Origin of the sequence: Bartonella sp. AP30XZML (genome assembly GCF_042195945.1) — a bacterium.
Lineage (GTDB): Bacteria > Pseudomonadota > Alphaproteobacteria > Rhizobiales > Rhizobiaceae > Bartonella.
Genome location: NZ_JBHIPJ010000102.1, coordinates 66,354 through 90,425, shown reverse-complemented (window position 1 = coordinate 90,425; position 24,072 = coordinate 66,354). Strand labels below are relative to the sequence as shown.

18 protein-coding genes and 1 other RNA gene are annotated in these 24,072 nt (G+C 38.7%); 12 read left to right on the top strand and 7 right to left on the bottom strand.

All coding sequences use genetic code 11. The features are described 5' to 3' along the window. Positions 1-14: 14 nt before the first annotated feature. From ACFIL2_RS07325 to ACFIL2_RS07315, 3 genes are all read left to right on the top strand, one after another. Positions 15-1,322, top strand: coding sequence for an MFS family transporter (locus tag ACFIL2_RS07325; protein ID WP_375676881.1), 1,308 nt, complete (start codon positions 15-17; stop codon positions 1,320-1,322). A gap of 952 nt (positions 1,323-2,274) precedes the next feature. Further along, entirely contained in the window at positions 2,275-3,585 is a 1,311-nt protein-coding gene (locus ACFIL2_RS07320; RefSeq protein ID WP_375632969.1) for an MFS family transporter, read from the top strand. A gap of 654 nt (positions 3,586-4,239) precedes the next feature. Continuing rightward, complete coding sequence (locus tag ACFIL2_RS07315) at positions 4,240-5,547, top strand: MFS transporter (protein ID WP_375632971.1); 1,308 nt, start codon at positions 4,240-4,242, stop codon at positions 5,545-5,547. Between the two features lie 68 nt (positions 5,548-5,615). Here the strand turns inward: ACFIL2_RS07315 and ACFIL2_RS07310 are convergent, their stop codons facing one another. After that, on the bottom strand, positions 5,616-5,921 hold the full coding sequence (locus tag ACFIL2_RS07310) for a DUF2853 family protein (protein ID WP_375662090.1): 306 nt from the start codon (positions 5,919-5,921) through the stop codon (positions 5,616-5,618). A 97-nt stretch (positions 5,922-6,018) separates the two neighbouring features. On the opposite strand from ACFIL2_RS07310, the gene ssrA reads away from it, so the two are divergent. The 5 genes from ssrA (at position 6,019) to ACFIL2_RS07285 (ending at position 10,009) form a co-directional block, all read left to right on the top strand. After that, positions 6,019-6,375: a transfer-messenger RNA gene (ssrA, locus tag ACFIL2_RS07305) on the top strand. Between the two features lie 169 nt (positions 6,376-6,544). Next, positions 6,545-7,096, top strand: coding sequence for an SspB family protein (locus tag ACFIL2_RS07300; RefSeq protein WP_375680380.1), 552 nt, complete (start codon positions 6,545-6,547; stop codon positions 7,094-7,096). 8 nt (positions 7,097-7,104) lie between these two features. Continuing rightward, positions 7,105-7,287, top strand: coding sequence for a DUF4169 family protein (locus tag ACFIL2_RS07295; RefSeq protein WP_375612011.1), 183 nt, complete (start codon positions 7,105-7,107; stop codon positions 7,285-7,287). 10 nt (positions 7,288-7,297) lie between these two features. Then, on the top strand, positions 7,298-7,549 hold the full coding sequence (locus tag ACFIL2_RS07290) for a ribbon-helix-helix domain-containing protein (protein ID WP_273788067.1): 252 nt from the start codon (positions 7,298-7,300) through the stop codon (positions 7,547-7,549). A 120-nt stretch (positions 7,550-7,669) separates the two neighbouring features. Next, a complete protein-coding gene (locus ACFIL2_RS07285; protein ID WP_375680379.1) occupies positions 7,670-10,009 on the top strand; it encodes an ATP-dependent helicase in 2,340 nt (779 codons plus the stop codon). A gap of 56 nt (positions 10,010-10,065) precedes the next feature. Here the strand turns inward: ACFIL2_RS07285 and ACFIL2_RS07280 are convergent, their stop codons facing one another. After that, positions 10,066-10,695 (bottom strand): DapH/DapD/GlmU-related protein, encoded by a 630-nt coding sequence (locus ACFIL2_RS07280; protein WP_375632975.1) that lies wholly within the window; start codon positions 10,693-10,695, stop codon positions 10,066-10,068. A 136-nt stretch (positions 10,696-10,831) separates the two neighbouring features. On the opposite strand from ACFIL2_RS07280, the gene ACFIL2_RS07275 reads away from it, so the two are divergent. The 4 genes from ACFIL2_RS07275 (at position 10,832) to ACFIL2_RS07260 (ending at position 15,413) form a co-directional block, all read left to right on the top strand. Further along, the gene (locus ACFIL2_RS07275) at positions 10,832-11,413 is read left to right on the top strand and encodes an SCO family protein (RefSeq protein ID WP_375632977.1); all 582 of its coding nucleotides are present in this window, start codon (positions 10,832-10,834) and stop codon (positions 11,411-11,413) included. A gap of 26 nt (positions 11,414-11,439) precedes the next feature. After that, a complete protein-coding gene (locus ACFIL2_RS07270; RefSeq protein WP_375680378.1) occupies positions 11,440-12,309 on the top strand; it encodes a 50S ribosomal protein L11 methyltransferase in 870 nt (289 codons plus the stop codon). 17 nt (positions 12,310-12,326) lie between these two features. Continuing rightward, positions 12,327-14,153, top strand: a complete 1,827-nt coding sequence (locus ACFIL2_RS07265; protein ID WP_375636803.1) for an aminopeptidase P family protein — start codon at positions 12,327-12,329, stop codon at positions 14,151-14,153. 921 nt (positions 14,154-15,074) lie between these two features. After that, a complete protein-coding gene (locus tag ACFIL2_RS07260) occupies positions 15,075-15,413 on the top strand; it encodes a hypothetical protein (protein ID WP_375680377.1) in 339 nt (112 codons plus the stop codon). A gap of 753 nt (positions 15,414-16,166) precedes the next feature. Here the strand turns inward: ACFIL2_RS07260 and ligA are convergent. The 5 genes from ligA to ftsZ form a co-directional block, all read right to left on the bottom strand. Then, the gene (gene ligA / locus ACFIL2_RS07255; RefSeq protein WP_375632983.1) at positions 16,167-18,326 is read right to left on the bottom strand and encodes an NAD-dependent DNA ligase LigA; all 2,160 of its coding nucleotides are present in this window, start codon (positions 18,324-18,326) and stop codon (positions 16,167-16,169) included. A gap of 111 nt (positions 18,327-18,437) precedes the next feature. After that, the gene (recN, locus tag ACFIL2_RS07250) at positions 18,438-20,099 is read right to left on the bottom strand and encodes a DNA repair protein RecN (RefSeq protein ID WP_375680376.1); all 1,662 of its coding nucleotides are present in this window, start codon (positions 20,097-20,099) and stop codon (positions 18,438-18,440) included. A 6-nt stretch (positions 20,100-20,105) separates the two neighbouring features. Beyond that, a complete protein-coding gene (locus ACFIL2_RS07245) occupies positions 20,106-20,999 on the bottom strand; it encodes an outer membrane protein assembly factor BamD (RefSeq protein ID WP_375680375.1) in 894 nt (297 codons plus the stop codon). A 158-nt stretch (positions 21,000-21,157) separates the two neighbouring features. Continuing rightward, positions 21,158-22,042 (bottom strand): UDP-3-O-acyl-N-acetylglucosamine deacetylase, encoded by an 885-nt coding sequence (gene lpxC / locus ACFIL2_RS07240; RefSeq protein ID WP_375680374.1) that lies wholly within the window; start codon positions 22,040-22,042, stop codon positions 21,158-21,160. A gap of 213 nt (positions 22,043-22,255) precedes the next feature. Next, positions 22,256-24,019: a cell division protein FtsZ gene (gene ftsZ / locus ACFIL2_RS07235; RefSeq protein ID WP_375680373.1), complete on the bottom strand. Its 1,764-nt coding sequence runs from the start codon at positions 24,017-24,019 to the stop codon at positions 22,256-22,258. Between the last annotated feature and the right edge of the window lie 53 nt (positions 24,020-24,072).

Below are 24,072 nucleotides of genomic sequence, written 5' to 3'. Positions count from 1 at the left end.
TAAAGGGATCGACTATGGAAAAACAAGAAGCTTTAAAACCACATGATACAAGAAAACGTATCTGGGCTATCGTGTCCAGTGCATCAGGTAATCTAGTAGAATGGTATGACTTTTATGTTTATTCCTTTACATCTATTTATTTTGCATCACAATTCTTTCCCTCAGATGGCAATGACGTTACGCAACTTTTAAAAGCGGCGGGTGTTTTTGCTATTGGTTTTCTTATGCGCCCAATCGGCGGATGGCTTTTTGGCTTCATTGCCGATCGTTATGGACGCAAACGCTCAATGCTTATCTCTGTTTTTATGATGTGTGGTGGTTCGTTCTTAATCGCCCTACTTCCTACCTATGAAACCATTGGAATGGCAGCAGGAATTCTTTTACTTTTACTCAGAATGCTTCAGGGGCTTTCTGTCGGTGGTGAATATGGTACAACAGCAACTTATATGAGCGAAATCGCCCTCAAAAATCGCCGAGGATTTTTTAGCTCTTTCCAATATACCACACTGATTGGTGGTCAACTTCTAGCCAGTCTCGTTATATTCATTTTAGCGCTTTATCTCACCGAAGATCAGCTAAAAGCGTGGGGCTGGCGTATTCCATTTGCCATTGGTGGACTAGGAGCAATTGTTGCGATTTATCTACGCCGCACACTCCATGAGACAACGACCAAAGAAAGTCGTTCTAGTGCACAAGCTGGTAGTATTAGGGGACTTCTGAGCAACCACCGAAAAGCTTTCTTTCTGGTTATTGGCTTTACAGCTGGAGGATCGCTCACATTCTACACCTATACGACTTACATGCAGAAATATCTGATCACAACCACTGGCTTTGATAAACATACAGCCACAACAATCATGACAGCTGCACTCTTTGTTTTCATGTTACTCCAACCCCTCTTTGGTGCTGTTGCAGATAAAATTGGAACAAGAACTTCACTCCTTATTTGGAGTGTCTTATCTATTATCTTTACCATTCCTGGACTTAATATGATTGGTAGTACTGATAGTACATGGATTGCTTTATCAGTCATTACTGGAATGCTCTGCATTATGAGCTTTTATACATCTATCTCTGGCATTGTAAAATCAGAAATGTTTCCCGCTTCAGTACGAGCAATAGGAGTTGGGCTCTCTTATGCTATTGCCAACGCACTGTTTGGCGGTTCTGCTGAATATGTTGCGCTTGGATTAAAAGATCTTGGATATGAATCTGTCTTCTATTTTTATATAACCGGCATGATGATTATTGCATTCATCTCTGTTCTCTTAATGCCAGATGCTCGCAAAAAAGGGTATTTACAAGGAGACGATATTCATTAACCTTTAATGTTAAAAAACAAGGATTTTAACAAAAAAGCCCAGTATTCTGGGCTTTTTTATATTCTTTCCGATAGCAGTTTAAAGCTCACAATTTTTTATCCCTTCAAACACTCTAAAGAAGCAATGTTCCCTCCTGCACACGCCGCTTATAAAAATAAATGGCTTCATATTATTATGTAATAAATACTTCTTTTACTGAATTTAATTCACTGAAGATAAAAAACGTTTGATTTATTTTAATATTCCCATTCCCACTCAAAGTCGAAGACAAGTGATTATCTTTCAAGAAATTTTATCAATAATAAAGATTACACTCATGATTTTGTTTAATACGTTCTTAATGGTACCCCTCATGCAACACAAATCCTTTCATGAAAAATAGAAAATACCATTATATTATGAATTCACACACTTTTTTGAGAAACATTTCTCAATGCACCCAACTCCATTTCACAACGGCACTCGTGAATGACATAACGTAAAAGCCCCGTAAAGTATAAACATGGGCACTACTCTCTTTACACTTAATAAAAGTGCAAGCCGCTATCATTATATTATTGATGAACTCTTAATATTGTACTCCCCCTTAACACTTAAGATCATTCATAAAAAGTATTTTAACAGATACACCAACCTTGCATGCAATAGTCAATAACATCATTTTACGAAACAACATCAAGCATATAAACTAAAGAGTATCATATCTTCATAAACACTCTGCATATGCAAATAATTCACAATCAAACAAAAAATAATATTTCCTTAAGGATAGTAAAAAGCGTATGATTTACGCAATATAACAACACCATGAGCCCAAAACACCACTGATAGCTCTAGAAAAAATCTTTATGTTTCCCTAAAAAATTATCATGATACAATGGCGTTTTTATAATGCACATCGTAAATAGCTTTAAAAAGAAGAAAAGTTATAAATCTAAAAGGGGAATACTTCATGAATAATCAAACAACTTTAGATCCACATGATACAAGGAAACGTATTTTTGCTATCATATCCAGCGCATCAGGAAATCTGGTAGAATGGTACGACTTTTATGCTTACTCCTTTGCATCGGTTTATTTTGCATCACAGTTTTTTCCTGAAGATGAAGATATTGTTACACAACTGTTAAAAACGGCAGGAATCTTTTTTATTGGCTTTCTTATGCGTCCAATTGGAGCATGGCTCTTTGGCTGCATTGCCGATCGTTACGGACGCAAACGCTCAATGCTTATTTCTGTTTTTATGATGTGTGGTGGCTCTTTTCTCATTGCCATACTTCCCACTTATAAAACCTTGGGAATAACAGCAGCATTTCTTCTCCTTTTAGTCCGTATGTTTCAAGGACTTTCCGTTGGCGGTGAATATGGTACAGCAGCAACTTATATGAGCGAAGTTGCACCGAAAAATCGTCGCGGGCTCTTTGCTTCTTTTCAATATGCAACAACGATCTCAGGTCAACTTCTCGCAAGTTTTATAATATTTATTTTAGCCCTTTACCTTACTGAAGATCAGTTAAAAGCGTGGGGATGGCGTATTCCTTTTGTGATTGGTGGCTTTGGAGCAATCGTTGCAATTTATCTGCGTAGTTTGCTCCATGAAACAACAACCCACAAAAGCCGCTCTGAAAAACATGCTGGTAGTCTTCGAGAACTTTTTCGCAATCATAAAAAAGCTTTCTTTTTGGTTGTTGGCTTTACAGCTGGTGGATCACTCACATTTTATACATACACCACTTATATGCAAAAATATCTGATCACAACCACGGGCTTTGATAAACAAACCGCAACAACGATAATGACTGCCGCCCTCTTTGTTTTTGTGCTACTCCAACCCCTTTTTGGTTCCCTAGCCGATAAAATTGGAGCAAGAGCTTCACTCATTAGTTGGGGGGCATTATCCATTATCTGCACCATTCCTGTACTTAAAATGATCGGTAATGCCCATAATCCATGGACAGCACTCTTAATTATTATTGGAATACTCTGTGTTATGAGTTTTTATACGTCCATTGCTGGTATCATAAAAGCAGAATTGTTCCCTGCTTCAATCCGAGCAATTGGTGTTGGATTTGCTTTTGCCATTGGCAACGCACTCTTTGGCGGTTCTGCTGAATATGTAGCGCTTGGATTAAAAAATATGGGATACGAATCTGTTTTCTTTTTTTACATCGTTGGTATGATGGTCATTGCACTCATCTCTATTCTTCTTATGCCCGATATAGATAAAGGAGGATATCTCGATAAAGACGATAGACTTCATTAAACTTATTTTCTGGATAAAAAAAGCCCAAGAAATTGGGCTTTTTTTGATCTCCTCTCCACCCTAGTAAAGAACGAAAAGCCCGCCCTACATTCGTCTTACAAACGACTCAGTTTCTCTTAAATTGTCTATAGTTACTGCCTCTTTATGTAATTTACTTGATAAGATTCTATGGGCAGCCCTACCCTAAATATTTATCACGATATCTAAAAAAACACCTCATACGGAAAACCTTATCTGAGGCTTACCTCACCCTCCTAAATGATGATATGTTATGATACAATAAGACAAGTAAGGACACAAAATCCCCTTTTACATTACTTAAGCTTTATGAAATATTTTCAGTTTTGGGGCTTTCTGTTCATAAAGACCATCTCTTCTATGATCTTCCGGTATTATGCCAATAATTGCATTCTTCTCATAAAGTTTAAAGGTATCTTGATCTACTTTTCAATATTCTCTCCCTTTAAATGCAATGTGATAAATTTTTATTCTACAACACAAGTAAAAATCTTAAAACGAATGACAACATAACTCTAATAAATCATCTTAAAGAGTTTCCCTAAGAAATTGTTGTAATACAATTGAATTTTTCTGGAAATCATAAACAATTATGTTTAGAAAATATGAACTATAAATCCAAAAGGGGAACAATTCATGAAAAATGAAACAACTTCAGCATCACAGGATGCAAGAAAACGTGTTTTTGCTATTATAGCAAGCGCATCAGGAAATCTCGTAGAATGGTATGATTTTTACGTTTACTCATTTGCATCAATTTATTTTGCATCACAATTCTTTCCCTCCGATGGTGATACGATTACGCCACTGTTAAAAACCGCAGGTGTGTTTTTTATTGGCTTTCTTATGCGCCCTATTGGAGCTTGGTTTTTAGGGTTTGTCGCCGATCGTTATGGACGTAAACGCTCGATGCTTATATCCATTTTTATGATGTGTGGTGGCTCTTTTTTCATCGCCATACTTCCCACCTATGAAACCTTAGGAATAACATCAGCAATCCTTTTACTTTTAGCTCGGATGATGCAAGGACTTTCAGCGGGTGGTGAATATGGTACAGCAGCCACTTATATGAGCGAAGTTGCCCTCAAAAAACATCGTGGGCTTTTTGCTTCTTTCCAATCTGCCACCCTTATTACAGGTCAACTTCTTGCCAGCTTCATTATATTTATTCTAGCATCTTATCTCTCTGAAGATCAGTTAAAAGCATGGGGATGGCGCATTCCTTTTGTAATTGGTGGATTCGGGGCAGTGATTGCGATTTATCTGCGTCGTTCTCTCCACGAAACAACCACGAAAGAAAGCCGCTCTCACAAACACTCTGGCAGTCTTAAGGAACTACTCACCAAGCATACAAAAGCCGTTGTCGTAATTGCATGCTTTGCATCAGGAGGATCACTCACATTTTACACCTTTACGACTTATATGCAAAAATATCTGATCACAACTACCGGCTTTGATAAACATACCGCAACAACGATTATGACAGCTGTACTATTTATTTTCATCCTATTCCAACCCATAGCTGGTATCATAGCCGATAAAATTGGAACAAAAACTTTACTTATCATTTGGAGTATACTCTCTGTCATCTTTACATTTCCTGGACTCTGGATAATCGGTAATACGCATAGTATATGGATTGCCTTTTCCGTCATTATTGGCTTGCTCTTCATTATGAGCATGTATACATCCATCTCTGGTGTCGTAAAATCAGCAATGTTTCCCTCTTCAATACGCGCATTAGGCGTTAGCATCTCTCATGCCATTGGTAACGCCTTATTTGGTGGTTCTGCTGAATACGTTGCGCTTGGATTAAAAAAGTACGGTCATGAATCACTCTTTTATTTTTATATAACCGTCGTGATGATCATGGCATTCATTGCTCTTCTCTTTGTCCCAAGTATGCGTAAAGGAGGCTACCTCCAAGAGGATGAAAAACATTAATCCTTTTTATCAACGAAAAAGCCCAAGAAATTGGGCTTTTTTTATCATTATCACAAATTTAATATTGTTTAAATTTTATGAAGTGCATTAAGTTGCTTAGCAACTAGATAATAAAAAGTCATACGACTTTTTCTACGCTCTCCAGACATCATCTCAGCCACTTTTGAAACAGCCCTTTTAGCACTCTTCTCATCAGCTTCTAAAACATCTTGAACCCATTTTTCAACACGTTCTAACTCTTTTGGATCCGACGTAGCAACAAGCGCCGCATCCTGCTTTTTCATCACCAAAGCTAAACGACGGCTAAGTCGTTCTACTGCTGCTTCATCGGGATTTGAATCATATAGTTTAATATCTGCTAAATTATTTGTCATTTTGCATCATCTCCTCTCCAAAAATGAGCGGACTATATTTTACAGCCGCACCATATAGCTCCATAAATAATTAGAGGATTAAAAATATTAACAACCCCCCCTTTTCCTAAGACTGTTCTTCATCTATATTTAGAGGGCTGGTTTACCAGCTATGGTAATAAATGGACGGTGAAATAAACCTATTGGACCCGGGGGCGGTACCCGGCGCCTCCACCAAAATATAAGAAACCAAAGTTATATTTTGGTGGGGGCGAAATAGGATCGACAAAGGTGTAAAGATCGCTCTTTTACTCGGCATTGTACCACCGTTATCGGGCTAAATGAGTAGTTGCAAATGACAACTATGCGGAAGCACGTCTCGCCGCTTAAGGTGGTGTGAATGTTTCAATTTGAGCCTTAAACCGTCGCAGGTTTAAGCGGGGTTCGGAGGCACCTGGCAACAGAAGCCTTCACTTTTTTAAATGTTGTTAATTGATCTTTCAGACATTATTTACCATAGAGTTTCGTATTTATTCGATTTATTGAGGTGCATCGTAGAAAAAATCTGCTAATTTAAAATATATTCTATCACACAATATCAATACGCCCCATTCTGCTACGTAAAATAAAAGGAATAAACTTCGATGGTTAAAGATCAAATCCGTTACGATATTCTCGTTCAGGATGCGCTTCGTGGAGTTATCCGTAAAGTTTTATCGGAAGTTGCCAAAGCAGGTCTTCCGGGAAATCATCATTTTTTTATAACTTTTTTGACAAATGCCCCAGGCGTTAAAATTTCTCCTCGGCTAAAAAATCGCTATCCCGAGCAAATGACAATCGTCTTACAGCATCAATTTAGAGATCTCAGTGTTTCAGAAACAGCTTTCGAAGTAACTCTCTCTTTCAGGGAAATAACCGAAAAGCTCGTGATTCCTTTTACTTCCATTCAGGTCTTTTACGATCCTGTAGCAGCATTTGAAGCAGCATTTGATCTGCCCTCAAATCTGACCTCTGGAGAAAGTGAAAATTCAGAAAATACCTCAACTACGCCCATTACCTTATCAAACAAACAAAAAAAAGAAAATACGCTTACAAAAGAACAAAATCTCAGTACAAATAAAGAACCTTCAAATAACGATGCAAAACAAAGTCAAAGTGCTGATGTTGTCTCTTTAGATTCCTTTCGGAAAAAATAATTTTTCTCATGACTGAATTGATTAATCTTCGCCAATTTCGAAAACAAAAAAAACGTACAGAAAAATCTCTTTGTGCTGAGCAAAATCGTTATCGTTTTGGACGAACAAAAACTGAAAAAAATTTTGAGCAGCAAAAATCTTTAAAAATGCAAAAATTTCTTGATCAAAATCGTTTACGAAACGACGAATAAAGGTGGAAAAATGCACGAAAATAATTCTATCGATTGGTCAAAAGTCATTCCACGAAAGATATCTGTTCGCGTTGATGGACACGCAACAAGCGTCTCTTTAGAACCACCATTTTTAGATATTCTAAAAGATATAGCCCGCAAAAAAGGACAATCTTTAGCCTTTATTATCACCGATATTGATAGCAAAAGACCACAACAAGTAAATCTTTCAGCTTCGTTACGCGTTTATGCCCTTCAAAGCGTTCTCACCCAACGCCTTTAATGTTTGTGCTTATTTTTTTACGTTCTCTTTCTGTCTGTTCAACTGAAACTGTTGTGACTTTTTAAGAGGAGTTTTTTTAATCTAGAACTTCAATAAAAAAAAGACTACAAAAGAGAGATAATGAGTAATTTTTCTGATCACACCATACCTTTCTTTGAAGAAGATTCCCCTCCAGACCATGATAAGAAGAGCTCTGGTTTTTTCTCCCATACTCTAAAAGAACAAAAATCATATAACACAGACTATTTAGAACAACTCAATCCAGAACAGCAACAAGCTGTTATGAATACTAAGGGACCTCTTTTAGTTCTTGCAGGTGCTGGTACAGGAAAAACGCGCGTTTTAACAACCCGTATTTCTCACATTTTACGCTCTGGACTTGCCTCTCCTCAGCAAATACTTGCTGTCACTTTCACCAACAAAGCAGCACGTGAAATGAAAATACGTATTGGTGAACTTATTGGAGAAGTTGTTGAAGGTATGCCTTGGCTTGGAACCTTTCATTCCACTGGAGCTAAAATTGTACGCCGTCACGCAGAGCTTGTTGATTTAAAAAGAAACTTTACAATTCTCGATAGCGATGATGTTCTTCGACTTTTAAAACAACTTATTCAAGCTGAAGGATTAGACGATAAGCGTTGGCCCGCACGAAACCTTGCCATGATGATTGATTCTTGGAAAAATCAAGGACTTTCACCAACACATATCTCAAAAAGTGATGCTCATTCCTTTGGTAACGGCATGGGACGTGAACTTTATCACAGTTATCAAAATCGATTAAAAGATCTTAATGCTTGTGATTTTGGTGACCTTCTACTTCATTCTATCTCTATCTTCCAACATAATCCAGATATTCTTCGCGAATACCATTCTCAATTTCGTTATATTCTTGTCGATGAATATCAGGATACAAATACAGCACAATATCTTTGGCTTCGCCTTTTGGCCCAACATCCTCAAGGTCAACATGTTAATCTTTGTTGTGTTGGTGATGATGATCAATCCATTTATGGATGGCGTGGTGCAAAAGTCGAAAACATATTACGTTTTGAAAAAGATTTTCCTTCTGCTAAAATTATTCGTCTAGAACGCAATTATCGCTCAACATCTCATATTCTTAAAACCGCCTCCCATCTCATTGCTCATAATGAAGAAAGACTGGGAAAAGTCCTTTTTTCTGCTCAAATAAAGAGTGAGGAAGAAAAGGTAAAAATTCATTCAGCATGGGATTCGGCAGAAGAAGCTCGAGCAATCGGAGAAGAAATCGAACGCGCACAACAAACCGGTCATGCATTAAATCATATGGCTATATTGGTACGCGCATCATTTCAAATGCGTGAATTTGAAGATCGCTTTGTAACACTTGGCCTTAATTATCGCGTCATTGGTGGTCCTCGTTTTTATGAGCGAATGGAAATACGTGATGCCATGGCTTATTTACGCGTTGTTGTCCAACCTACTGATGATTTAGCTTTTGAGCGTGTTATTAATACACCGAAACGCGGCATAGGAGATGCAACCCTGCGCATTCTTTATGAGAGTGCACGTGCACGTGCTGTTCCTCTCTTTTCTGCTGCCGCTGACATCATTGAAACAGATGAATTAAAGCCTAAGGCACGCAGTGCGTTACGAAGCCTTATTGAAAACTTCCGCCGCTGGCAAAATATGCTTCAAGACACTCCTCATAGAGAACTTGCCGAGATCGTCCTTGATGATTCTGGTTATACAACCATGTGGTTAGAAGATCGTTCACCAGAGGCTCCTACAAGACTAGAAAATCTTAAAGAAATGATTCGTTCCATGGAACAATTTGAAAATCTTCAAAGTTTTTTGGAACATGTTGCACTCGTTATGGAAACGGAAAATAATGAAAATATGGATGCAGTCAACATCATGACACTTCATTCAGCCAAAGGGCTTGAATTTGAAACAGTTTTTCTTCCAGGTTGGGAAGAAGGACTCTTTCCCCACCAGCGCTCATTAGATGAAGGTGGACGTTCAGGATTAGAAGAAGAACGGCGTCTTGCTTACGTAGGTCTAACAAGAGCAAAAAAACATTTGCATATATGGTTTGTATCGAATCGAAGAATTCATGGACTTTGGCAACCTGCTCTTCCCTCCCGTTTTCTAGATGAATTACCAGCAGAACATATAGAAGTTGTAGAAATGCAAACATCCTATGGTGGTTATGGAAAATCTTCCTTTCAACATCACGATTCCTTTTATAATGACTATGCAACAGCAAGACAAAAGCGTGCACAAAAAAACAAGAATATTGAAGGGAAAGTTATCTCTCAATCAATCTCTCATGTACCATCAGATTTTTCTGTCAATGATCGGATTTTTCACATAAAATTTGGTTATGGTCGTATTACAACAATAGACGATCATAAATTGACAATAATGTTCGAAAAAGCCGGAGAAAAGCGTGTACTAGACAATTTTGTAAACAAAGCTTAATTACAAGTAAACCACGATCAGTTTTTTCAAGAAACCACTTTATTTTATTCTGAATGTCATTTCCATTTACGAACAAAAGCTTCAATGGGCAAATTTTGCATATCAGGCAATGCGTTGTGAATTTTATCAAGCGGCCAATCCCACCAAGCCATATCTAAAAGGCATTCTATGACATGATTGGGAAAACGCATCCGCAACCGTTTAGCAGGCACCCCAACAACAATCGTATATGGCAAAACATCTTTCGTTATAACAGCGTTCGCGCCAATGATAGCGCCATGACCAATTGTCACCCCAGGCATAATAACCGCACCATATCCAATCCACACATCATGCCCAATAATAACACGTTTTGCACAACGCCTTTCACGAAAACCACTATCTAATGCCATATAACGAAAATATTCGTTTGGACGATAGGTTATTTTATGCGTTGAAACGCGCTCCATAGGATGCTCCAACGCATTCATCCGTACATGAGATGCAATAGAACAAAAGCGCCCAATATCGCTATAAATAGCCTCACTATTACGCTCTAAATAAGAAAAATCTCCAACGGTTACATCCCGTAAAATCACCCGCTCATTAATTTCCACATAGCGCCCTAATTTACAACCATGCAGCCGCGCTGTCGTATGGATACGAGGCTCACTTTCATGAAATCGAAGATCTTTCTCAATATTCATACATCTTTCACCAATGTTTCATCAATAGATATGGAAAGACATACCAATAAAGCCAATAAAATCAACCATGAAACAAACATTGCAAAACAAACCTGCCGATGTTACAATTTCTCGATCTATCTAAGAGAGTCAAACTATGAAAAATGTAATACGCATCTTGGGGCTGACAATCATATTTCTTGCAGGTGTTTTTATTTATGATACGCTGACAAATAAGCCTTTAGGTGATAACTTTACTCTCACTGATTCTAATGGAAAAAATATTACTGAGGCTGATGTTCGAAGCAAGCCTTCAATAATTTTTTTCGGCTTCACTATGTGTCCTGAAAGCTGCCCTACCACACTGATGAATCTTGATCGATGGCTTACAGCCCTTGGTCCTGAAGCTGATAAATTAGGTATATGGTTTGTGACTGTTGATCCTGAACGTGACACACCAAAAGTACTCCATGATTATCTCAGTAATTTTAACAATAAAATTGTTGGCATTAGTGGAGATCCTGATAAAGTTCATAAAATGGTCAATTCTTTCAACATCGTTGCTGAAAAAGTTCCTGAAACAGATGGAAACTATACATATAACCATACAGCAGCAGTTTTTTTACTCAAAAAAGGTGGAAAATTAGCTGGCGTTATCCGTTATGACACGAAAGAAAGCGATAGCGAATTAAAAGATGAAATCGCCATTGAACGGTTAAAAAAACTCATCTTAAACTAAAAAAGCCGATCAAAAGAAAGAACAGCATGTCGCAACAAATTCGCCTCTATTATACTGCTTCTAAAAATGAAGCAGAACGGTTCTATACCCTTATAGAAACAGCCTTTGACGAAGAAGGTTATCCTCTTGCTCTTACAGAGATAGATGAACAAAATGCTGTATATGAGCTTTCTCTATATGTCGATCAAGACAATCAAGAGAACGCATTGAAACGTTTTGCCAAAATTCTTTCTATAGATTTTGATAAAATTAATATGGAAGTTTTACCCAACATTGATTGGGTACAAAAAAGCCTAGAAGGACTAAAACCTGTGCAAGCTGGTCCTTTTTTCCTTCATGGAAGTCACAACCGAAACGCCATTCCAGCAAATGTTCTCCCTATTGAAATTGAAGCTAATCAAGCTTTTGGCACCGGACATCATGGAACAACAGCCGGTTGTTTAGAAATGATCGCCAAAGTCATGAAACACGAAAATCCCCAAAATGCCCTTGATCTTGGTACTGGGAGCGGTGTACTAGCCATTGGCATAGCAATGCTCAAACCAATTACTGTGCTTGCATCCGATATTGACCCAATTGCTGTTCAAGTTGCACAACACAATATCGAATTCAATGATGTCAATGAATATGTTACAGCTATTACAGCAACAGGTTTTGCCCATGATGCAATTGCATCACGAGCCCCTTTTGATCTCATTGTTGCCAATATCCTTGCTAATCCGCTTATTGAACTTGCGCAAGAAGTGGTAACGGCACTTCAAAAAGAGAGGTCACTTATACTCTCTGGAATTCTTGAAGAACAACATGCCCATGTTTTGGAGATTTATATAAAACAAGGACTGAAGCATATCGAAACATACCACCGGCAAGGATGGGTTACGATACACCTGAAATAAAATAAAAGGACGTCGTTATGTATCAATCTTTTGAGGCGACAACAAATCCTGCTTATGCAGCAGAACGCATTTCTTGCCTTCGTAAAGAACTCAATCACCTTGGACTCGATGGTTTTCTTGTTCCGCGGTGCGATGAGCATCAAGGAGAATATGTCCCCCCTCATGCTCAACGTCTTAGCTGGCTAACCGGCTTTACTGGCTCAGCTGGGATTGCACTGATTTTAAAAAACAAAGCCATCATATTTACAGATGGGCGATATAAGCTCCAAGTTCGCCAACAAACTGATCCTGATATTTTTAATTATGAAGATCTCATAACTTGTCCTCCCTCACAATGGCTTGAAAAAAATGGTCAAAAACTTTCTATTGGCTTTGATCCATGGCTCCACACGATTGCTGCCACCGATGCATTGAGAAATGCATTAGAAATGAAAGCAGGTGGAAAACTTGTAGAAGTTCAACATAATCCCATTGATCTGCTCTGGCATAATCAACCAAAATTACCACAATCTGCCTTATCAATTCACCCTCTCAAATATGCTGGGTGCGATACAAATGAAAAACTCGCTTTGATTTACAAAGATATACAGCAAACTCATGCAAATGCTTTTATTTTTACAGACCCCTCTTCCATTGCATGGACATTCAACATACGGGGCAATGATGTTTCCAACACGCCTTTTTCCCTTTGTTTTGCTCTCATTCCACTTAACGAAACACCAGCTTTATTCATTGACAGCAAAAAACTTGGTGTAGAACAGAAACAATATCTAGAACGTTATGCAAAATTATATGAACCAGAACAGCTTATTCCCAAGATCAAAGAGTATGTTCAAAAAGGGACAGTGTTTGCCTTAGATCCACAGCTAACATGCGAAAAATTACGAACTGTTATTGAAGAAAAAAATAGCTCTTTTATCACACTTACTGATCCTGCTGCTCTACCACGTGCCATTAAAAATGACACAGAACTCAATGGCGCACGCAAAGCGCATCTACGCGATGGTGTTGCCCTAACCCGTTTTTTTTCTTGGTTAGATAAACAAATACCAGGGTCAATAAGTGAAATTTCCGCTGCTCAAAAATTAGAAGAATTTCGCATAAATACAGCAAAAGAAATGGGAGAAAAACTTAAAGATCTTTCTTTTGATACAATTTCAGCAGCAGGAGAAAATGGTGCCATTATTCATTATCGTGTAACAACGCAAACAAATAAACAACTCAAAACCGGTGAACTTTACCTCGTTGATTCAGGTGGACAATATCGTGATGGTACGACTGATGTCACACGCACCGTAGCAATTGGGAATATTGGAGAAGAAGAAAAACACTGTTTTACGCTTGTTCTCAAAGGCATGATTGCTCTTTCAACTATCAGATTTCCAAAAGGCACACGAGGACAAGACCTTGATTCTCTTGCACGCATTGCATTGTGGAAAGCTGGTTTTGATTATGCCCATGGCACCGGTCATGGTGTTGGATCTTATCTTTCTGTCCATGAAGGACCGCAAAATATTTCTCGCAAAGGGTGCCAAGAACTCATCTCCGGTATGATTCTTTCAAACGAGCCAGGCTATTACCGCGAAGGCGCTTTTGGTATCCGTCTTGAAAATTTGATGATTGTGAAGCCAGCACAAAAAATTGATGGTGGAGATATAGAAATGCTCTCGTTCGAAACACTCACACTTTGCCCCATTGATCGACGGTTAATCCTTCCAGAGCTTTTGACACAAGAAGAACGGCAATGGCTCAATGATTACCATGCGCGCGTTTATCAGATGAATGCACCTTACTTGAACGAAGAAGATAAAAAATGGGCAAAAGAAGCAACAATGCCCCTTTAAATGAAGCAACGTATAACTTTTACTCTTTCTACAAAACACAGGATCTTCTCTTTTTAAGGGAAAAATATGTATCTGCATCAGGAAATACAAAAAATATTTCTACAAGATACTTCAAGTTTTTTGCTGGTACGGTAAACGCTAACCTCGGTGAAGCAAGATGAGATACACCTATACGTGGTAATACTTATCTTGGCGATCTCCATCTAGACATTATTATATCCCTATTTCTTTTATATGGAAACTTTCGTTATATTTTGTAATCCTCCGCATCGTATTTCTAAAACACCTATTATAACCAGCTTATTACGCTGTTTGGATTCAAAAATTCTGCATATTTATTCGAATAAATTTTACCTTTTTGTTTGCTTCATAATGATAATTTATATTTTTAAATTCTTGAGTTATTTTCAACAGCTGTAATTCCTTATAATACATATTGCTACAATAAAATAGAATCTGCTATGAAATAAAAGTTAAGTATTTAGAATTTAAAAGAAATAGCATGATGATAACATCAGCGTTAAGGTTTTTTATTTATTTGCATAGTTAACAGTACAATATTATTTTCTAGACTATTACTTATTGTTGAAAAACGTTATCCACAATATAAATAGTTTCCAACTGCACAGTATGAAAACAACATATATGGAGGTATATGTTTTTACCTGAACATGTCATTCAGCTAAAAAATTAATAACAATAACAGAGTATATGAAAAACTACATAACACAAAAACAGTCACATAAGTAAAGAAGATTCAAACTCTCTACAAAATTTCACAAATACTTTGAAAAAGACACAATAAAGCGTGTATCTTATGGCTTGTTAGTTAACAAAATCTTAAGCACAGATCTTAATAAGCTATATCCTTATCCAGTATTTTAGAAATAAAGTGATTATCCTAATGCGTATAGTTTTATTTTGTTCCATAATATTATTTTTGGATACTATATTGGGCCTTCTGTATTGAAGAAAATTACTAAATTTAAGCGAGTTCCTATTGCTGTATTTTCTGAAAATCAAGTCATTACTCCAAATAAGTACGATAAATTATACGAAGAGTACGTAAAGACACAATATCCTGATAATATATACGAAGAGCGTCTAGAAATTGCGAAAAAATATCTGGATAATAAGAGTTATGGTGTATATCATGTTCTAAACCCTGGTATGATAGTGCTAATTCCTGAAAATAAATCTTATCCATGCGAAAGTTATTTGGTGTGCATGCCTTGTGGACTTATTACAGAGAGAGTATAATAAAAAATTTCCAGCATTATCCCTACCTACCTACATACATAAGTTACGTTCTCAATATAATTGGAAAGAAAGCGATTTCATTTGGGCAAAAAATCTGGTCATGAACTCGACAGATCTAATGTTTAGATATGCACGAATGGTATTTAATTCTGAAATATTCTCAGTCCAAATACTAGCTCTAATAAACGAAATTTCCTATGCTGAGAAATTTGAGAGAGATGAAGGAAGTCAGAAAAAAATTATGCTGCTAGACGCATTAGCGAATATCCGAAATTTTGTAATGAAATTGGACAAGTGTACCATCTAATAATGCCTGATAAGCATAGATACCAGTAATCTTTTATAATTCAACATAATAAACAACTCGCAGTTATATCCCTTATTCATTTATAGCGGAATGTTTTATTATATTTTGTAATCTTCCGCGTTATATTTCTATTACGTCATTATAATTGGTTTATTACGGCATTTTGGATTAAATTATACATATTTGTTCAAAAATTTTACCTTTCTTCACAGTAATAATTTATATCTTTTACTAATAATAACCTTGTATATTATTCATCATAATAGTTTAAGTTTAATATTTAAGTTCAACGTTAATCATTTTTAATAACTTAATAAATATCAAAATATATGGCGCTCTGTTTTTGCAAAAAACAGCCCCTATTATCCCCCTTTTTGATTTCATCCCCCCAAAAATGTAAGAGAGATAATCATACAAACAGCATACGATCTTCTGGAAAAATCCCTCTAAACATTATGTTTCTCAATCAGCTGTAGCCAAGCCTCTTCATCGATAACCTCAACACCTAATTCCTCAGCTTTAGCCAACTTGGAGCCCGCTCCAGGTCCTGCAACAAGAAGATCTGTTTTTTTAGAAAGTGAACCAGATGTTTTAGCCCCTAATCGCTCTGCCAATGCTTTTGCTTCATCGCGTGACATATGCGCCAAAGTTCCTGTAAAAACAATGATCTTCTCTGCTATTGGTGAAGAATCTGCTATGATAGGCTCCTCATCAAGAGGTATTACTTCTTCAAGCAAAACAGATAAAATCTCACGGTTATGCGCTTCTTGATAAAAATCAACAATTGCGCTCCCTACCTGTGGTCCAATTCCTTCGATATTGGTAAGCTCTATCCAAGCCTCATTTCCTTCTTCATTTTCCTTATCACATGGCATAAGTGCTTCCATAGCCGCAGTCTCAAAAGCTGTATAATTTTTATAAGCGCGTGCAAGGCGGCGTGCATTCACTTCGCCAACATGACGAATCCCCAATGCAAACAAAAAACGGCTCAACGGAATTTCTCGGCGCGCATTAATGGCATCATACAATTTCCGCACTGAAACAGTACCAAAACCTTCCATATTTTCCAAACGTATCAAAGACTTTTCTTGGCGCCGTTGTAAAGTAAAAATATCGGCTGGTGTATGAATACAAAGCGCCTCATCTTGAGCATAGAAAAAAAACTCTACCTGTTTTTTACCCAAGCCTTCAATATCAAAAGCATTGCGTGAAACAAAATGACGAATACGTTCAATTGCTTGTGCAGGACAAATAAGCCCCCCTGTACAGCGACGCACGGCTTCTCCCACTTCACGAACAGCATGACTCCCACACACGGGACACAGATGAGGAAACACAAAAGTAGAAGCATTTTTTGGACGCTTTGCAGCGACAATATCAACAATTTGAGGGATCACATCACCAGCGCGTTGTACAATCACGGTATCGCCTACACGGATATCACGCCCTTCACGAATGGGCTCTCCTTTATGACCAATTCCCTTAATATAATCCTCATTATGCAAACTAGCATTGGTCACCACCACTCCACCAACAGTAATAGGCGTAAGACGTGCAACAGGTGTCAAAGCTCCCGTGCGCCCAACTTGAATGTCAATATTCTCCAAAAGCGCTATCGCTTTTTCTGCTGGGAATTTATGGGCGATAGCCCAACGCGGCGAACGAGAAACAAACCCCAAGCGCTTTTGGAGCATCAAATCATTGACCTTATAAACAATGCCATCAATATCATAGCTTAAAGAATGACGGCATTCTTCGATATCGTGATAATAGCAAATAATGTCTTCTACTGTCTTAAAGACTTTTGTTAATGGATTGATAACAAAGCCATACTCTTTTAGCTTTTTCATCATCTCCATTTGACTTTCTGCCAATATTTCACTCACCTCACCACAAGCATAAGCAAAAAATTGAAGTTTTCTGCTAGCGGTTATCCGTGAATCAAGCTGACGGAGAGAACCAGCCGCCGCATTTCGAGGATTGGCAAAGGTTAACTTGCCCTTCTCTTGTTGGCTGATATTCAGTGCTTGGAAATCCTCCCGCCCCATATAAACTTCACCACGCACCTCAATGATACCAGGAAAATCACCTTGCAAAACTTGTGGAATATCAGCAATTGTTCGGGCATTTGCCGTCACATTTTCACCGACAGTTCCATCCCCACGCGTTGCCGCACGCACAAGCTGCCCCTTTTCGTAGCGCAAAGACAAAGATAAACCATCAATTTTTGGCTCCGCTGTTATTTCCAACACTTGTGTTTCTGGAAGCCGTAAAAAACGACGAATACGCTCAACAAATTCAGTAACATCTTCAGAGCTAAACGCATTATCAAGTGAAAGCATAGGCTGTACATGAACAGATTTTTCAAATTTTTCAGAAATTGGTGCTCCAATTTTATGTGAAGGAGAATCAATACGTATAAGCTCTGGAAAAAGAGCTTCAATTTCTGCATTACGACGACGTAAAGCATCATATTCTGCATCAGAAATTTCAGGCTGATCATCACGATTATAAAGCACATCATGACGTGCAATCTCTTTTGCCAACCACTCTAATTCACGTTCTGCTTCAACAGCTGTGAGATTTTTATATGCATCTTTGTTCATAAAATCTATTCCAAATTACAAGCGCTGCCACAAGGGCCTCCCACGCCTCCTCATCAAGTGAATCTCAATAAATATAAGCTTTCTAGTATTTTTATCGCTGACTAATTACCTTTATGCGAGAAGCTTTTGAGCCGCTGCACGCGCTTCTTCAGTAATCTGTTCTCCAGCCAACATACGGGCAATTTCTTCTGCACGCTCATGCTCTTTCATTTTATGAATCGCAGTAACAAAGCGTCCTTTATCATGACTCTCAATTTTTGAAATAAGAAAATGACCATGCGCTTTCGATGCAACCTGTGGAGCATGCGTAATAGCGAAAACTTGGACATGTTCTGATAAGCGTTGCAACCGTTGCCCAATAGCCGCTGCAACAGCCCCCCCAACACCTGTATCAATTTCATCAAAAATCAGCGTCGGTGCTGATCCTCGATCAGATAAAACAACTTTTAATGCCAGCAAAAAACGAGATAATTCACCGCCAGAAGCCACACTAAGCATCGGCCCAGCACGTGTTCCAGGATTTGTCCGCACCCAATATTCAATACGATCACATCCCTCTGCACTCCGCTTTTCCACATCACTTTGCATTTCAACAATAAATTCAGCCCTCTCTAACTTCAATGCCGGCAACTCAGCCATAACACTTTCAGATAAATGCTTTGCTGTCTCCCGACGCTTTATTGTTAAGGCTTGCGCCAATGTATCATAATTTTTCTTTGCCTGCTCTGCCTCATCTTCAAAACGTGTCAATATAGTCTGAGCCTCTTCAAAATCAGCGAGTTCTGCGTCCATTTTATCGCGTAACTGAATCAATTCATCCGCAGAAACTTGATATTTACGAGCAAAACCCCGAAGAGAAAAAAGACGCTCTTCTATCCGTTCCAATTCATCAGGTTCAAAATCTAATGCTCGTATTGCCGTCTCAATACCTTCTTGTGCTGTTGCAAGTGCATGCAATGCCTCATCAATAGATTTCACCACAGGTGCAATAAGTTCTTGCGCCTCAGGAATTTTCCGCTCCAAACGCCTCACCAAATTAGAAAGCACTGGGATTGGTGATTTTTGACCCGTTAAAAGATCATCTGCTTCTTTAATATCTGTTGCTATTTTTTCTAATTTAAGCATATCAGCACGACGAAGAGAAAGAGCTTCCTCTTCACCAACTTTAAAATCAAGCTTTTCAAGCTCTTCTACACACGTACGAAGATAATCAACCTCCCGTACAGCACTCTCTACTTTAAGACGCTGCCGTTGCAAACGCTCCTCAAATTCACGCCATGAGTGATAACACTGACGCAAATTTTCCACTTCATCTTCAAGACCACCAAAGGCATCTAATAATTGGCGATGTGTAGCAACATCAACAAGCGCACGATCATCATGTTGTCCATGGATTTCAACCAGCAAACGGCCAACACTCCGCATCAATGCAACACTAGACACCTGATCATTGATAAAAACACGGCTACGTCCATCACTTGATTGCACACGTCGTAAAATAATATCACCCTCATCATCAAGACCATTCTCACGAATAAGTTGACGTGCAGGATGTGAAACAGACACATCAAAAACAGCTGTGACCTGCCCGCGGTCAGCCCCATGACGCACAAGCGAAGCATCACCCCGCCCCCCTAGAGCAAGTGATAAAGCATCAAGGAGAATAGACTTCCCCGCACCCGTTTCTCCAGTTAAAACCGTCAACCCCGCTGTAAAATGAATATCGAGCGTTTCGATCAAAACAATATTATGAATCGAAAGCTGTACCAACATAGAGAATCAACGTATCCTCTTCTTGTCACCACCTAAAGCATTTGAGATCCAAGAAGATTTATGCTCACGTGGCGATATTTTATTCTTCTGCAAGAGATTATAAGAAAATTTATACCACTCACTTTTGGGATAATTACGTCCTAAAATAGCTGCTGCCGTCTGTGCTTCCGCCGTTAAGCCGAGAGCAAGATTAACTTCAGTCAAGCGGAAAAGTGCTTCTTCAATTTGATTTGTATCAGAATACTCCTCAACCACGGTACGAAACCGTCTACTTGCCGCAAGATAGCGCCGTCCCTCTTCATAATAACGGCCAATCTGCATTTCTTTACCAGCCAGTTGTTCGCGACCAAAACGGATTTTATCCTTAGCATCCTTGACATACTCAGAATTAGGATAACGCTCTATAAGAAGCTGCATAGCAGCAATAGCACGTTTCGTGTCACGTTGATCACGCGTAACATCAGGAATCCGACGGAAAGAAGAAAGACCAATAATATAGTATGCATAAGCCGAGTCAGTCGACCCTGGATAAAGAGTAATATAGCGTTGAGCCATACTAATTGAATCATCATACTTTCCGAGTCGATAATTAGTAAAAGCACCCATGACCAAAGATTTACGTCCCCAGTCTGTATAAGCGTACTGTTTTTCAATCTTCAAAAACTTCTTCGATGCGTCCCCAAGCCGCCCACTTTCAAGGCTAGCAAGCGCCTGATTATATAAAACATCTGGTGGCTCTATTTTCAAAACATAAGCAGATGGATCAAGGGTATTTTTCTCTTTAAAGAGGCATCCCGCTAACATACAGGTGCTTCCCAAAAGCACCACCCCCAATATCTTGCGTACAATGTTAGATTTTCTATATGTCTTATTTCCAATGCACACATGAGATTTTTTCATAGTTTTTCCGGCCTCCACAGAATATCACCTTGTAGCAATAACAATTTATCAAAGGTTTTATACCATATCACTTTAAAATCCACATAACCAATTTAGCAGTTTAGGTCAATCATCCCCTTAAAAATCAAATAAACGATAAAAAAATCTTGTCAATTTTTTTACTCTTTCTCTAAAAAGCTTTTTTCATAATATGATTCGTCTGCCAAAACAGCCTTCACCAATTGCGCATTAATTCTATGCCCACTACAATAAGAACGAAATAATCCAATAAAAGGTGCCCCAAGCAAAGCAGTATCACCAATCGCATCAAGCATCTTGTGCCGAACACATTCATTCTCCCAATAAGGACCATCGGGATTTAAAATTTTATCATTAAGGTCGATAACAAGAGAATTTTCCAAAGAAGCACCTCTCGCCTTTCCAGAAAGCCTTAATTCCTCCACGTCTTTGATAAAACCAAAAGTGCGCGCACGTGACAAATCATCCCTAAACCCTCGTGTGGTAAGATCAAAACTGAAATGTTGCTTACCAATAGCAGAAGAAGGAAAAGAGATCGTTATATCAAAACGACGTCCATCGAATGGCAAAAGCTCTGCAACACCATGAGCTCCTTCAACCCGCACCGGCTTTTTTATAATGAAATAAGAACGCAACGCATTTTGCTGTACAATACCAACATCTTCAAAAGCTTGGCAATATAGCCACGCTGAACCATCCAAAATAGGAATCTCATTATGTGACACTTCAATAACAAGATTATCCAAATTATAAGCAGCAATTGCCGCCATCAAATGTTCAATTGTTTCAACCCTTACATCTTCATCTCCAAGTACTGTTGATAATTCAGTTTCTCCTGTTTGCGATGCATGGGCTTGAAATATTTTCTCTGTTCCGTCTAATCCACAACGCTTAAAAACAATACCACACCCAACATCCGCTGGACAAATCTTTACCACTGACAAACAGCCACTGTGAACGCCAATCCCCTTAAATGTTACTGCTTTTTTAAGAGTAAACTGATATTTTGGTACTAAATTCATCATATCATTTTATTAAATTGCTTGTACATCTTTTAACAAAATTTATAAAACTATAAAAAATATTCATAGTAAATAATAAAAAAAAACCGCTTATTATAAGCGGTTTTTTTTAACAAAGTATTTTATCCAAAAAACAGTAATATATTTTACTGTATAATTTTTGTCTGATCATTAAAGAAATAATAAAATTTCTTACTTTACCTCATTTTTCATCAATTAATTTGCCTGACGACGTAAAAATGCTGGTATTTCCAACTGATCTTCTTCACTTATAAAAGTACGCTGATCTTGTGGTACCTGAGGATGCAGCTCACCAGAACGACGTGGAACATAAACAGAAGCATCTTGAGAAAGCGCCTGAGAATTTTTATTGTAAACATGAGACTCTTTCTGCTGAGACGATCTAACAGCAGGCTCCAACCTCGCTTCTGGCTCAGCTTCTTCACGATGTGTCAAGCTCTGTTTCAAACGCTGCCAAAGATTACGAGGACCTTGATCAGTCACAAATGTTCTTTGACTTTGTCCATGAGCAACAGGTGGAAAATCCTTTAACTCAGGCATACGCATTGGAGCGCGCGCTTGCATTTGTTTTGGTTGCACTGGCTTTTCTTTTTGCTTCACAAGCCCTGTCATCTCATCAAGAACATGCGCTGTTGCCTCCATACTCACAGGAGCCGTCATCGCCTGTTGAGAACCACGGCTTACTTGCATACGAGGCACATTTGATCTCTGTTCCTGAACAGCATTTGAACCATACGCAACAGCATTCGTCGCACTTCGTGTCATCATTGAGTCTGCAGGATGTGCAAAAATTTGACTTTTGGGACGGAACTGTTCTCCGGTTGATTTACCCTTCTCTATTTCAAGTGATTCGATTACTTCTACCATTGACTCAGAACGCAGAGGCGAAGATTGAACATGAAAAGAACTGTGTGACGTTCCAGGATCGCTCTTGCGTATTGAAGAAGCAGTCCTTTGAATCTGAGGATGAGAGGACTGAACCACATCACTAACTTCACGATCAATACCGGTGGCAACCACAGAAACACGAATAACACCTTCCAATGACTCATCATCAATAGCGCCAAAGATCACATTCGCATCAGCATCTACTTCTTCACGAATACGATTAGCAGCTTCATCAACTTCAAAGAGAGTCATATCACGACCACCCGTAATAGAAATCAATAAACCACGCGCCCCACGCATAGAGGTATCATCCAACAATGGGTTTGCAATAGCAGCTTCAGCCGCAGCCAAAGCACGCCCATCACCAGATGCCTCACCCGTTCCCATCATGGCTCGACCCATTTCGTGCATAACAGAACGAACATCAGCAAAATCAAGGTTAATCAAACCCTCTTTAATCATCAAATCCGTAATGGAAGCAACACCAGAATAAAGCACTTGGTCAGCCATAGCAAAAGCATCAGCAAACGTTGTCTTATCATTTGCAATACGGAAAAGATTTTGATTGGGAATAACAATCAATGTATCGACAGACTTTTGTAATTCTTCAATACCAGCCTCTGCCGTTTTCATACGACGTGCGCCTTCAAACTGAAACGGCTTTGTCACAACACCAACAGTCAAAATACCTTTTTCACGCGCTGCGCGAGCAACAACGGGAGCAGCTCCTGTTCCAGTTCCTCCCCCCATACCAGCAGTAATGAAAACCATATGAGAGTCTGCAAGATGATCAATAATTTCATCAATACATTCCTCCGCCGCCGCTTGTCCAACTTCCGGCAAAGCCCCAGCACCCAAACCTTCTGTCACAGCTGCCCCAAGTTGGATAACACGTTCAGCCTTTGACATAGCCAAAGCCTGTGCATCCGTATTTGCAACAACAAAGTCAACTCCCTGAAGACCAGCATTTATCATATTATTCACGGCATTCCCGCCACCACCTCCAACACCAAAAACGGTAATGCGTGGCTTCAATTCCGCGATATCTGGCCGATGCAGATTAATCGTCATTTTCTTTTCCTTCTCATAAGACACCGCAAGCCAAAGCGATGAAATTTATCCAA

What these genes read in the sequence shown, in the direction of transcription:
- ACFIL2_RS07315 (WP_375632971.1), top strand. Translation starts at nt 4,240, where the DNA reads ATGAAAAATGAAACAACTTCAGCATCACAGGATGCAAGAAAACGTGTT.
- ACFIL2_RS07265 (WP_375636803.1), top strand. Translation starts at nt 12,327, where the DNA reads ATGTATCAATCTTTTGAGGCGACAACAAATCCTGCTTATGCAGCAGAA.
- ACFIL2_RS07295 (WP_375612011.1), top strand. Translation starts at nt 7,105, where the DNA reads ATGACTGAATTGATTAATCTTCGCCAATTTCGAAAACAAAAAAAACGT.
- ACFIL2_RS07280 (WP_375632975.1), bottom strand. Translation starts at nt 10,695, where the DNA reads ATGAATATTGAGAAAGATCTTCGATTTCATGAAAGTGAGCCTCGTATC.
- lpxC (WP_375680374.1), bottom strand. Translation starts at nt 22,042, where the DNA reads ATGATGAATTTAGTACCAAAATATCAGTTTACTCTTAAAAAAGCAGTA.
- ACFIL2_RS07320 (WP_375632969.1), top strand. Translation starts at nt 2,275, where the DNA reads ATGAATAATCAAACAACTTTAGATCCACATGATACAAGGAAACGTATT.
- ACFIL2_RS07270 (WP_375680378.1), top strand. Translation starts at nt 11,440, where the DNA reads ATGTCGCAACAAATTCGCCTCTATTATACTGCTTCTAAAAATGAAGCA.
- ACFIL2_RS07300 (WP_375680380.1), top strand. Translation starts at nt 6,545, where the DNA reads ATGGTTAAAGATCAAATCCGTTACGATATTCTCGTTCAGGATGCGCTT.
- ACFIL2_RS07285 (WP_375680379.1), top strand. Translation starts at nt 7,670, where the DNA reads ATGAGTAATTTTTCTGATCACACCATACCTTTCTTTGAAGAAGATTCC.
- recN (WP_375680376.1), bottom strand. Translation starts at nt 20,099, where the DNA reads ATGTTGGTACAGCTTTCGATTCATAATATTGTTTTGATCGAAACGCTC.
- ligA (WP_375632983.1), bottom strand. Translation starts at nt 18,326, where the DNA reads ATGAACAAAGATGCATATAAAAATCTCACAGCTGTTGAAGCAGAACGT.
- ACFIL2_RS07245 (WP_375680375.1), bottom strand. Translation starts at nt 20,999, where the DNA reads ATGAAAAAATCTCATGTGTGCATTGGAAATAAGACATATAGAAAATCT.
- ftsZ (WP_375680373.1), bottom strand. Translation starts at nt 24,019, where the DNA reads ATGACGATTAATCTGCATCGGCCAGATATCGCGGAATTGAAGCCACGC.
- ACFIL2_RS07275 (WP_375632977.1), top strand. Translation starts at nt 10,832, where the DNA reads ATGAAAAATGTAATACGCATCTTGGGGCTGACAATCATATTTCTTGCA.
- ACFIL2_RS07310 (WP_375662090.1), bottom strand. Translation starts at nt 5,921, where the DNA reads ATGACAAATAATTTAGCAGATATTAAACTATATGATTCAAATCCCGAT.
- ACFIL2_RS07290 (WP_273788067.1), top strand. Translation starts at nt 7,298, where the DNA reads ATGCACGAAAATAATTCTATCGATTGGTCAAAAGTCATTCCACGAAAG.
- ACFIL2_RS07325 (WP_375676881.1), top strand. Translation starts at nt 15, where the DNA reads ATGGAAAAACAAGAAGCTTTAAAACCACATGATACAAGAAAACGTATC.